Source organism: Chryseobacterium barbadense, assembly GCF_042849955.1.
GTDB lineage: Bacteria > Bacteroidota > Bacteroidia > Flavobacteriales > Weeksellaceae > Chryseobacterium.
Genome location: NZ_BAAFHL010000067.1, coordinates 1 through 11,059 on the forward strand (window position 1 = coordinate 1; position 11,059 = coordinate 11,059).

Here is an 11,059-nt window from a genome sequence, read left to right on the forward strand (position 1 = left end):
TAGAACCAGGAAGCCGAAAATATATCGACCATCAGTTTTTTAATGTCATAACCGGAACTGTAAAATCCTTTACTTAATGTATTGATGATGTCATTGTTAACTTTTTCATTAACGAAGAATTTATAAATCTTGGTTGCAATGAATTTAGCCGTCGCTTTTTGTTCCAGAATGATATTCAGAGCATCCGTTCCGGTGAAATTTCCTGTTTTTCCCAAGAATGTTTTAGTTCCGGGATCATGTAAATTGGGTCTCTCTTTAAAGTTTCCCTGTTTATCAAATCCCCATCCGGTAAATGCTCTTGCCCCTTCTCTGATATCTTTTTCCGTATAATTTCCTCTTCCCATGGTAAATAATTCCATCACTTCCCGGGCAAAATTTTCATTGGGGTGGCCCTTTTTGTTCTGCTGATTGTTAAGGAAATTCAACATGGCGGGAGACTGGCTTACTTCAAACAGAAGATCTTTGAAATTACCCAGGGCATTTTTTCTGATGACATTCAGGATTTGTCTGCTGAATTTGGGGTTGACGACTCTCGTAGCAAAATGCCCATGCCAGAAAAAAGCCATCTTTTCCCTTAGTTGGTCTTTGCTGTTAACCATTTTCTCCAGAAAGTTGAGGTTCAGTTCAAGATTCTGCTCCCGGTTGATCTTCAAAATTTCCTTTTTCCTTTCAGCAGGTGTTTTATCATTCATATAATCGATGATTTCCACATCTGGGGTATCATAATTGATTTCGGAAAAATTTTCTGCCTTAAACAGATCTTGTATTGAAACGCTAATGTCTTTATTTTTTAGATCTTCAATATGATGGATTCCCGGTCCGAAACCGGAACGCCAGAGAAGATGTTTATGGTGTTGCAGGGATTGGTCCATAATCAGCAGTTTGTTTTTTGGATATTTCAAAATAAGAAAAGTTAAAATAATAACGGTTAAGTATTGTTAATATGATTTTTCAAGAATAAAGTTAAACGTTTATTTAATTTATTTGAATTTTAAATAATTGATATTCATCTAATTGTGGATTGTGGAAGTGTTAAAGTAGGGATAAACACCTTGTTTTGGCATGATTTTTACAGCTAAATGATTAGTAAAATTTAAAAATCAGAGTTATGAAAATGTTTAAACAAGCACTCTTATTGGCTGGAATTTTAACAGCCGGTGTAGCTAGTGCACAGGACTCACAAATGAATAACATGATCAAGGTAGGTGCCAACGTAGGATTAGCTGTTCCCGCTGACAACGTTTCTGCTGCTGTAGGAGTAGATGTATCCTATCAGAACTTAATTACTCCCGGATTTGGTTTAGGTATCGCAACAGGGTATAGCCATTATTTTGGAAGGGATAATGACGGTTTAAGCAATAATGATGTAGGCGTAATTCCTGCTGCTGCGCTGATCAGAATTTATCCTAAGCAAACTGGATTCTATTTCGGTACAGACATCGGGTATGGTTTCCTTGTAGGAGACGAAAAAGTAGCTTCCAACAGTACGGTGGACAGACCGGATGGAGGCTTCTACATCAAACCTGAGATCGGATACCACAACAGAGACTGGAATTTCTTTGTACAATATCAGAAGGTATTTACAGGAGATAAAGGTGATATTGTGGGTCAGGACTACAATGTGGGAAACATTGGCGTAGGATTCGGGTATAATATTCCATTAGGAAAGTAGTTAGATTTAAATATAAACAATTATTAACCAAAACCTTTTCAATTTTTTGAAAAGGTTTTTTTAGGCCATATAAAAATTACGAAAACAATTATTATATTTGATAAAATTTGCGATTATGAATTTAAATCCAAAATTTCCATTGTATTTACCGGGAGTAAAGAATACTCAAAATGATAATGTTTCTATCATTGGGGCCAATCTTCGTGAAGACGTTACCAGCTTAGGGTATTTTGTTTCCAGTAACGGAAGTATCGAAATAAAAATACAGAACGATTATCCAACCAAAGAATATTCCTCCTTTTCAGACATTTTAAAAAAGTTTATCCAGGATAATCAGTTGGAGAATGTGAAAAGGCTGGGAATGGCAGTGCCGGGACCTGTACTTGACGGAAAGAGCAACCCTTCAAGATTAGGCTGGAATTTAGACGTAGAGGAGTTCAAAAGAGATTTTGGATTTGAAAACGTATATATGCTGAATGACCTTGAAGCTTCCGCTTACGGAATGAGCCTTCTTCAGGACAGCGACCTTGAAGCTATTTATACAAGCGGCCACCTGGAAAAAGGAAATGTGGCTATTTTAGCACCGGGTAACGGACTGGGTGAGGCCGGATATTTCTTCGACGGAAAATACCTCAGACCTTTTGCCACGGAAGGGGGGCACACTGAATTTTCTCCAAGAACCAATGTGGAAGTAGAATTCTACCAATTCCTGAATAATATTTACGGAATCGTAAGCTGGGAAAATGTATTGTCTAAAACAGGTTTATTTAATATATACCGTTTCTTAAGAGATGTCAAAAGACATCCGGAGCCGGAAGGATTGGGCGAACGTCTTTCCAACGGAAACTTTGTTCAGGAATTGTATAAAGCAGCTGTAGAAGAAGATGTGCTGATCTGTAAAATAGCCTTAGATACTTTCCTTGAGTTTTTAGCGAGAGAAACTAATAATCTAACCTTGAAACTGAAAGCTACAGGTGGCATCCTGATTTCCGGAGACATTCCGCAGATCATTAAAGATTATATTGATAAGGACAGGTTTTATGAAAAGTTCAAGATAAGTGATAAAATGGAAAATATGTTGCGGAACATCCCAATCTATCTGATCAATAATGATCACACAGGATTGAATGGCTCAGCATTATATGCAGCTTATCCGCAGGAATAAATAGAAGCTCCGGTCCTCAGGAGCTTTTTTCTGATATTATTCATAAAAAGAATTACTTTTATTGATATACATCAATGAAATCTATCAGAGAAGATCCCTACATTTGCATTATTAAATTAACAAAGTAAATAACTTATTCTAATGAAAAAAATATTATTATTAGCTGTATTAGCTGGAGGTTTAGCTTTTGGACAATCTAAAAAAGTAGTAGCGTCTGATGTTCACTGGTGGGGATATAAAGTAGCTAAATCTGAGGCGAGCTCTCATGACGGAACGGTAAAAGTAAAATCCGGAAACATGGTGATGAAAGGAAACCAGCTGGTAGGAGGAACTTTTGTTTTGGATATGACCTCCATTAATGCTACAGACCTTACAGGAGAATATCAGGCTAAGCTGAACGGGCACCTTAAAAACGGAGATTTCTTCGAAGTTGAAAAGCACCCTACAGCCACTTTCAAAATCACTTCTGTAAAGAAAAATAATGATAAAATTTACAACAGTCTGGTAACAGGTGATCTAACAGTAAAAGGGAAAACTAATGCAGTTACTTTCCCGGCTAAAATTTCTTACAGCAAAGGAGTGGTAAGCTTAGTATCCAACAAGTTTACGATTGACAGACAGAAATTTGATGTTACATATAAATCTACCATGCAGGATGTATTTTTGAAAGATGACATCGATATGCTTGTAAAGGTAACGGCTAAATAATTTAACCAAAAAAAGATTAGTAAAAGTGTAGAAGTTCTACACTTTTTTTTATTTTTGTTGAATTGTAAATAAAAAAGAATGAAAAGATTACTATTGTTTGCTATGATGTGTGTGAGCATATCATTCACTTATGCTCAAAAGAAATTTGATAAGGTTTCTAAAGTAACTTCATCTGAAATCAGATGGTGGGGATATAAGGTTGTAAAAGCAGAAGCTTCCTCGCATTCAGGAACCGTAAAGTTGAAAAGCGGTAAGTTCAATTTTGACAAAACCGTACTTGTGGATGGTGAATTCATTATTGATATGAGAAGCATTATGGCAGGAGATGTTTCTGAAGAAGATCAGATCAAACTGACCAATGAGCTTAAGAGTACCAATTTTTTTGAAGTAAAAAAATTCCCGATAGCTAAGTTTCACTTAACGAAAATTATCCCGTTAGCGAATAGTGAATACAATTCTACAGTATATGGAGACATCACGATCAAAGGAGTGAGAAAGACAATCTCTTTCCCTGCAAATGTTTATATCACCCAGTTTACTGTAGTGATAGAGTCTGCGAAATTCTCATTAAACAGAAGAGACTTCAAAGTATTCTATCAGTCTTCATTGAAAGACTATTTCATTAAGAATGAAATGGACTTCCAGTTCAGGGTTTCTACTGAGAAACTGGATAACGACAACAGAGTTCCTGTAAAGAAAAAGTAAGCGGAACTTAAGAATAATTCAATGGACGTCTTTTTTAAGAGGTCCATTTTTTTTATTTTAGTAGAATGAAGATTTATGTTATAAGCGGATTGGGAGCAGATTTTAAAGTCTTGGAAAAATTACAGTTTCCCGATCATTATGAAATTGTATTCTTAGACTGGCTTATTCCCCAAAAAGATGAACCATTTTATGCCTATGTGGAAAGAATGGCAGAGAAAGTTGATACCTCCGAACCCTTTTGCCTGCTAGGATATTCTTTTGGCGGAATTATGGTACAGGAGATTCATAAACTAAAGCCCGCCGAAAAAATAGTGATTCTGGGAAGTATTAAATCCGATAAAGAAAAATCAAGGCTGATCAGAGCCGGAGAAATCACCAGGATTCCCAAAATAGTTCCGGTAAGCTTTTTTAATGACAGGACTACCAACATCTATTCCGTGGTAAGAAAGCTTTTTGATCCTAAAAATCCAAGACTCTTACAATATTTCAGGGTCAGAGATCCTTATTACCTGAAATGGTCCATAGAAAAGATCTCCGACTGGAAATATGAAGAAAATCCGGATGTTATCCAGATTTTAGGCGACAGGGATATCGTATTTCCTTTAAAAAACTCCAAACCTAATTATGTGGTGAAAGGGGGAACTCATCTTTTTCCGGCCACAAAATATAAAGAAGTGTCTAAAATTTTAGGGGATATATTCAATTAAATTGGTTTTACAATAAAAACACTTGTTTAATTTAAGGGGTTCGGTCTTAAAAATTGTATTTTTTGAAAATTTATATTTACTTTTGATAGGGTTAAATATAAATAATATGACTTTAGGTTTAAAATGGATAGTCTCATTCGCTATCATCGCTCTTGTTGCTATTGGAGGCTTATTTTGGAGTCCTATCGTTGAGTTTCCTAATACGGGAGAGTTTTTAACTGAAGACAAAATCGTTGGTGCTGATGTCGCCTGGATTCTGGCTGCTGCTGGTCTTGTGCTGTTGATGACTCCCGGCTTATCATTCTTTTACGGCGGAATGGTGGGAAAAAAGAACGTGATTTCTACTATGCTACAGAGTTTTATCGCATTAGGAGTCATTTCTATTCTTTGGGTAGTGGTTGGTTTTTCCTTGTCCTTTGGAGATTCTTTAGGATTTGAAATGAATGGAGTTCACTACGGGATTATCGGAAATCCTTTAAGTTATCCCTTTTTCAGCAGGGTAGGTGTTTTCCCCCATAAAGTGATGGCTCCCACTATTCCCTTTGTTCTTTTCGCTTTGTTTCAGATGAAATTTGCAGTGATTACACCGGCCTTAATTACCGGGTCTTTTGCAGAAAGGGTAAGATTCATCTCTTATCTTTTATTCATGGTGCTTTTCAGTATTTTCATCTATACACCTCTTTGTCATATGATATGGCATCGTGATGGACTTCTTAATAAGTATTTCGGGGTGAAAGATTTTGCCGGTGGGACCGTAGTGCATATGAGTGCCGGATTTGCCGCCTTGGCAGGAGCATTGGTATTAGGGAACAGGAAAAATCCTCATCATGAACCTTCCAATATTCCGTATGTACTTTTAGGAACGGGCATGCTTTGGTTCGGATGGTTTGGTTTTAACGCAGGATCAGCACTCAGTGCCAATGCAACGGCAGCCATGGCTTTTGGAACGACAACAATAGCTTCTGCATCAGCGATGATGACTTATATTTTTTTTGACAGGATCAACAGGAGAAAAGTTTCTGCCTTAGGAGCCTGTATAGGAGCTGTGGTTGGTTTAGTGGCCATTACGCCGGGTTGTGGTTTTGTAACCATTCCGGAAAGCCTTTTTATAGGATTTATTTCCGCTATTGTTTCTAATGTAATGGTTAACTGGCAGGCATTGAAGAAAATTGATGATACTCTGGATGTTTTTGCCTGTCATGGAGTAGGAGGAATTATGGGAATGATTCTGACGGCCGTTTTTGCCCACAGAGAAAACGCAAGTTTGTTGCATGGAGGAGTTGAAGTATTTGTCCATCATATGATGGCTTTGATCCTGGTTTCCTTTTTTGCTTTTTTTGGATCGTTATTTTTATACAAAATCACCAATTCCATCATTACTTTAAGGGTTTCGGAAGAGTCTGAAAATATGGGACTTGATCTTTCACAACATGAAGAAAGTCTGAATTAGTACAGGAAGAACAGGGTATATCACAGGCATCCCGGGAATACCCCGTTTAAATTGGGTTTCAAATATTTTTGAATTTTTTATGCAATGGATGCAATAGTGCTAAAGATCATTTTTTTTGACTCTTCGAATATTTCGCCACCAAACTCTTCATTATCCAATGAGAAAATAGCAACATCTTTTACTCCCATAATACCTAAAATATGTTTTAAATAGGTTGTCTGAAAGTTCATATGTCCGTTCTTTTCATTTTCGCCATATCCTGTGTCTCCTCTGCTAGACAGGATAAATGCTTTCTTATTTTCCAGCAGGCCTACATAGTCACCATCCGGAACTCCCGATCTGAACTTCCAGGTTTCATTGATCCTCATCACCTGATCTATATAAGCTTTTAATCCGCTTGGAATAGACCAATTATACATGGGAGTCCCAATAATATACATATCATGCTCTTTGAGTTCCTTTATGAGCTCATCACTGAGCTTTAATGCTTTCCGGTTTTCTTCCGTTCTCTCCGATGGTTTTTTAAATGCCCCTGCAATCCAGGCTTCATTAATATTGGGAATACTGTCAATTCCCGTTTCTCTGTAGGTAAAAACATCGAGCGGATATTTACTTTTCCAGTTATCAACAAAAAGTTGGGTTAATTTTCTACTGTAAGATCTTTCATTTCTTACACTTGCATTAATAATCAATACTTTCATTTGTTATGAATTTGTAACAACAAAATTCCAGATTATTGATGAGGTAAAAATTGATCTAGTTCAAGAGGATTTGTTTTTTTTCCTGATTCTGCTTATGAATTCAGCAGATACTCCTAAATAGGAAGCTATTAAATATTGTGGGACTCTGGATGCTATATCCGGATAAGTATCGAGGAAATCAAGGTATCTCTGTTCTGCTTTCAACATGTGATTAAAAACGATTCTTTTCTCCAATGTCCCCAGATAGCCTTCCAAAATAATTCTAAAATATTTTTCCAGGGAAGGAATTTGCCCTAGCATTTTTTGAAAAGACGCATGGCTGATCTGCAAAATTCTCGTTTTTTCTACGGCTTGTATATTGTATATTGAAGCTTTTTGCTTGGAAAAGCTGGAAATGTCGGTTGCCCACCAATGATCAATAGCCAAAAAAAGGATCTCTTCATTTCCGTTTTCGGAATTGATGCAGAAAGCTTTCAAGACCCCCGAAATGATGTAGCTGTCATGCCGGCAGATTTCTCCATTTCTTAAAAGGAATTCACCCTTTTCCAGTGTTCTTTCTGTCCAAAAGCTTTTACAAAGCGAAATTTCTTCCGGACTTAGCTTGACGTGCTGTAAAATGCTTTCGATTAGTGTTTCCATGTAATTATTTTAAAAAGATTCAATAATGGCAGAGCAGCTAAAAATGCCAGGGAATTTACAAAATACTTGTTACAAATTTATTACATTTATTAAAGCTTGCTGATTCCGGGGCTTTGCTATGCTTGGTATAAAATTTATCATGTATCTTTGTTTTTCCGGAAAAAGGAGAATCAATCATGGAATCAATATCAGTTTTTGAAATTATTAAGGTAGGAATTGGCCCTTCAAGCTCACATACGATGGGACCATGGAATGCAGCGGCTGCGTTTATCAGGATTTTAAACAGGGAAAGATCCGTTGCTGAAGTAAAAGAGGTTTTTCTTGAGTTTTTCGGATCTCTTGCCAAAACGGGTATTGGTCATGGAACAGATATAGCCGGAATGTTGGGTTTGAATGGTGAGGATTTTAAAACCATCGATACTACAAAAATTGATGAGAAAGTAGCAAGAATCAAGAATGACCAGATTCTTAATCTGGGGGGTGAAAAAGAAATTCCATTTATCTATGGGCATCACTTGGTTTTGAATATGCAAAAATCGTTGGACTTCCATCCCAACGGAATGATTTTCAGAGCCGTTTTTGAAGACGGAACGGAGCTTGTGCAGGACTTTTATTCCGTGGGTGGCGGTTTCATTGCAAGCCAGGAAAAAAACTCGATACAAAAACACTGTGTACGTACACTGTATCCTTGTCATCATGGCTCAGATATTATAAAATATTGCGATAAGCTTGGACTAAAAAAGGTTTCGGATTTAATTTTAATGAACGAAGAAAGCTGGAGATCGCAGGAAGAAACCAGACAGGAAGCCCTTTATATCTGGCAACAAATTAAAGAATGCATTTACAAAGGAGTTAATAAAGAAGGGATTCTTCCGGGTGGTTTAAACGTAACCCGAAGAGCGGCAGGAATCAACAGAAAGCTTTTAGGAGACAAGATCTATAAAAATCTTGATGAATGGTTTCAGCTGGTGGTAGATGCGGAAGAAAATTTTACCAATATTAACAAATGGATTTCATGCTTTGCATTGGCTGTGAATGAAGAAAATGCAAGTTTCGGAAGAATCATCACAGCGCCTACCAATGGAGCGAGTGGCGTAATTCCGGCAGTTTTGATGTATTCCCAGGCTTTTACTCCTTTTACAAGTGAAGATGATATTGTGAGATTTTTGCTGGTAGCCGGAGAAATCGGAACATTATTTAAGAAAAATGCGACGATTTCGGCAGCAATGGGTGGATGTCAGGCTGAAGTAGGGGTGTCCTCTGCAATGGCAGCTGCCGGGCTGACTGAAATCTTGGGAGGGAGTGTAGGACAGGTTCTAATGGCCGCCGAAATTGCTATGGAACACCATTTAGGTTTAACCTGCGACCCAATCAAAGGACTGGTACAAATTCCTTGTATTGAAAGAAATACAATGGGTGCAATCAAAGCCATCACTGCCGCGAACATCGCTTTAGAAAGTGATCCTACCAAAGCTAAAGTAACATTGGATGAGGTGATTCAGACGATGTGGGAAACGGCTCTTTCGATGAGTGATCGTTTTAAAGAAACTTCAGAAGGTGGGCTGGCTATTGCGGTGAATGTACCGGAATGTTAGAAGGATTAATATTTAATTACTTCCGTTTAAAAGTTTTTGTTATTTTTTTAAAGGTCTCTAAATATTTTTCAAAATTTTCCTTAGCCTGTCCAACTATCATATAATAGTCGCCATTATTGTTGAATAACATAACTTGATAGATAAGTTCAGGTATATTATTTTTTGTTTTACCATCGGCAATTATTTCATAGCCGTTCAAATTGTCTATGCTTATCTTGTTGATTTGTTTTATGATGCTTTGGTTGCCATTTGGAAGTTTTTTTAATCTTTCTTCAGCATATTTTTTTTGATTTTGAGTAGAAACTTTCGCAAGGGAATTTCCCACTATTAAAATGGGTTTTTCAGTAGGTATTTTTCCGTCTGTTGAATAAAGTAAACTACCAGACATGTACTTTATAGGCTTAAACTCTGTATTCGAAATATCAACAGTAAAAGTCGCTGCGTCGAGAGAACTTTCTTTTTGTGATTGGTCGCATACAGTTGAGAGTAATGCATCTTTAATTATAGGCTCAACAGATTTTGAGACTTCAGGATAAATTCCGTTAACTAAAATAGTTTGTTGTGCATCACCAAAGGCAAGGATTTGTTTAAGGTAATTTGTTTCATTCGCTGATTGTGTCACATTAAAAAAAGTAGCTTTAGAGTTTTTGAAGTCAATAGTTTGCTTTTTTATAAGTGTCATTCCTTTCATCTTTAAAGCATCGGCAGTAAACCCGTCAATAATTGATTGATAGGGTCCAGGAATTTCATTAATCATTATTGACGCTCCTGTTTCATTATTCTGAAATCCACTAAAACTTGAAGCTATGACAAATCCGTCAGGTGGAATTAGGCTACACTTTGTTCCGGGAACTTTTATTAAGTTTTTCGCTTGTCCGAAGCAAACCTGTATAATTAATAATAATCCAAATGATAATATTTTTTTCATATTTATGGGGCTTTTAAATTTTCAATATTCAAATATATGTATTTCGGTAATTATTACTTATCAAGTATTCCTCTTATTTTATTCGCATTTTTGATCAGTTCTTCTAAATATTCATAGTTTTCCTTCTCCAAAGCTGCCTTAAATTTTCTGAGCTGGGAAATATGCTCATTTAAAACATCCAGAACATTTTCTTTGTTTTGCTTAAAGATAGGAACCCACATTTCAGGATGGGATTTTGCCAAACGTACGGTACTTGAAAAACCTGAACTTGCCAACTGAAAAATAGTATCTTCTTCACGCTCTTTTTCCAGAACGGTATTGGCTAAAGCATAAGACGTGATATGCGAAATATGTGAAATATATGCGGTATGAATATCATGATCTTCCGCATTCATATAAATCTTATGCATATCAAGACTTTCAATGATTGTTTCAACCATATCCAAAGCGTCTTCTGCGGATTCCTCTTTATTACAAATGACTCCCGCTTTTCCTGAGAAGCTCTCTGCAATCGCAGATTTCGGTCCGCTATTCTCCGTACCCCACATCGGGTGAAACGCTACAAATCTGGGACGTTTCGGGTGTTTTTTAACGGCATTGACGATCCCTGCTTTGGTAGAGCCTGCGTCCATCACTGTCTGGTCATCGGAAATCAAGTCCAGAACATCAGGAAGCATTTTTCTCGCCCCATCTACGGGAATAGCAATGATGATGAGATCGGAATTTTTTATTCCGTATTCAAGGTCTACTTTTGCATCAATAATTTTTAAATCCAATGCTTCATTAAGA

Annotated in this window: 12 protein-coding genes; 7 read left to right on the forward strand and 5 right to left on the reverse strand. The window is 36.9% G+C overall.

Annotation, left to right across the window (positions count from 1 at the left end; all coding sequences use genetic code 11):
• The coding region (locus tag ACGHIN_RS15080; RefSeq protein ID WP_390455301.1) for a DUF1800 domain-containing protein at nt 1-902 on the reverse strand (902 nt) is incomplete at its 3' end.
• Nucleotides 903-1,108: 206 nt separating this feature from the next.
• Between ACGHIN_RS15080 and ACGHIN_RS15085 the strand changes: the two genes are divergently transcribed.
• The 6 genes from ACGHIN_RS15085 (at nt 1,109) to ACGHIN_RS15110 (ending at nt 6,407) form a co-directional block, all read left to right on the forward strand.
• Nucleotides 1,109-1,672 (forward strand): hypothetical protein, encoded by a 564-nt coding sequence (locus tag ACGHIN_RS15085; RefSeq protein ID WP_390455304.1) that lies wholly within the window; start codon nt 1,109-1,111, stop codon nt 1,670-1,672.
• Between the two features lie 115 nt (nt 1,673-1,787).
• Entirely contained in the window at nt 1,788-2,837 is a 1,050-nt protein-coding gene (locus ACGHIN_RS15090; RefSeq protein ID WP_390455306.1) for a glucokinase, read from the forward strand.
• A gap of 141 nt (nt 2,838-2,978) precedes the next feature.
• A complete protein-coding gene (locus tag ACGHIN_RS15095) occupies nt 2,979-3,545 on the forward strand; it encodes a YceI family protein (RefSeq protein ID WP_390455309.1) in 567 nt (188 codons plus the stop codon).
• Between the two features lie 78 nt (nt 3,546-3,623).
• Nucleotides 3,624-4,250: a YceI family protein gene (locus tag ACGHIN_RS15100; RefSeq protein WP_390455312.1), complete on the forward strand. Its 627-nt coding sequence runs from the start codon at nt 3,624-3,626 to the stop codon at nt 4,248-4,250.
• A gap of 65 nt (nt 4,251-4,315) precedes the next feature.
• A complete protein-coding gene (locus tag ACGHIN_RS15105) occupies nt 4,316-4,957 on the forward strand; it encodes an alpha/beta hydrolase (protein WP_390455315.1) in 642 nt (213 codons plus the stop codon).
• Nucleotides 4,958-5,063: 106 nt separating this feature from the next.
• Entirely contained in the window at nt 5,064-6,407 is a 1,344-nt protein-coding gene (locus tag ACGHIN_RS15110) for an ammonium transporter (protein ID WP_390455318.1), read from the forward strand.
• 77 nt (nt 6,408-6,484) lie between these two features.
• Here the strand turns inward: ACGHIN_RS15110 and ACGHIN_RS15115 are convergent, their stop codons facing one another.
• Entirely contained in the window at nt 6,485-7,108 is a 624-nt protein-coding gene (locus ACGHIN_RS15115) for an FMN-dependent NADH-azoreductase (RefSeq protein WP_390455320.1), read from the reverse strand.
• A 60-nt stretch (nt 7,109-7,168) separates the two neighbouring features.
• Nucleotides 7,169-7,747 (reverse strand): Crp/Fnr family transcriptional regulator, encoded by a 579-nt coding sequence (locus tag ACGHIN_RS15120; RefSeq protein ID WP_390455323.1) that lies wholly within the window; start codon nt 7,745-7,747, stop codon nt 7,169-7,171.
• A 176-nt stretch (nt 7,748-7,923) separates the two neighbouring features.
• Here ACGHIN_RS15120 and ACGHIN_RS15125 point away from each other — a divergent pair, with 176 nt between their 5' ends.
• The gene (locus tag ACGHIN_RS15125) at nt 7,924-9,342 is read left to right on the forward strand and encodes an L-serine ammonia-lyase (protein WP_390455326.1); all 1,419 of its coding nucleotides are present in this window, start codon (nt 7,924-7,926) and stop codon (nt 9,340-9,342) included.
• Between the two features lie 16 nt (nt 9,343-9,358).
• On the opposite strand, the gene ACGHIN_RS15130 is transcribed toward ACGHIN_RS15125, so the two are convergent.
• Both ACGHIN_RS15130 and ACGHIN_RS15135 read right to left on the reverse strand, forming a co-directional pair.
• Nucleotides 9,359-10,270, reverse strand: a complete 912-nt coding sequence (locus ACGHIN_RS15130; RefSeq protein ID WP_390455329.1) for a PsbP-related protein — start codon at nt 10,268-10,270, stop codon at nt 9,359-9,361.
• 53 nt (nt 10,271-10,323) lie between these two features.
• The coding region (locus ACGHIN_RS15135; protein WP_390455332.1) for a prephenate dehydrogenase at nt 10,324-11,059 on the reverse strand (736 nt) is incomplete at its 5' end.

Excerpts from the sequence above, each read along its gene's own strand:
- ACGHIN_RS15085 (WP_390455304.1), top strand. The coding sequence starts at position 1,109 with ATGAAAATGTTTAAACAAGCACTCTTATTGGCTGGAATTTTAACAGCC.
- ACGHIN_RS15090 (WP_390455306.1), top strand. The coding sequence starts at position 1,788 with ATGAATTTAAATCCAAAATTTCCATTGTATTTACCGGGAGTAAAGAAT.
- ACGHIN_RS15095 (WP_390455309.1), top strand. The coding sequence starts at position 2,979 with ATGAAAAAAATATTATTATTAGCTGTATTAGCTGGAGGTTTAGCTTTT.
- ACGHIN_RS15100 (WP_390455312.1), top strand. The coding sequence starts at position 3,624 with ATGAAAAGATTACTATTGTTTGCTATGATGTGTGTGAGCATATCATTC.
- ACGHIN_RS15105 (WP_390455315.1), top strand. The coding sequence starts at position 4,316 with ATGAAGATTTATGTTATAAGCGGATTGGGAGCAGATTTTAAAGTCTTG.
- ACGHIN_RS15110 (WP_390455318.1), top strand. The coding sequence starts at position 5,064 with ATGACTTTAGGTTTAAAATGGATAGTCTCATTCGCTATCATCGCTCTT.
- ACGHIN_RS15115 (WP_390455320.1), bottom strand. The coding sequence starts at position 7,108 with ATGAAAGTATTGATTATTAATGCAAGTGTAAGAAATGAAAGATCTTAC.
- ACGHIN_RS15120 (WP_390455323.1), bottom strand. The coding sequence starts at position 7,747 with ATGGAAACACTAATCGAAAGCATTTTACAGCACGTCAAGCTAAGTCCG.
- ACGHIN_RS15125 (WP_390455326.1), top strand. The coding sequence starts at position 7,924 with ATGGAATCAATATCAGTTTTTGAAATTATTAAGGTAGGAATTGGCCCT.
- ACGHIN_RS15130 (WP_390455329.1), bottom strand. The coding sequence starts at position 10,270 with ATGAAAAAAATATTATCATTTGGATTATTATTAATTATACAGGTTTGC.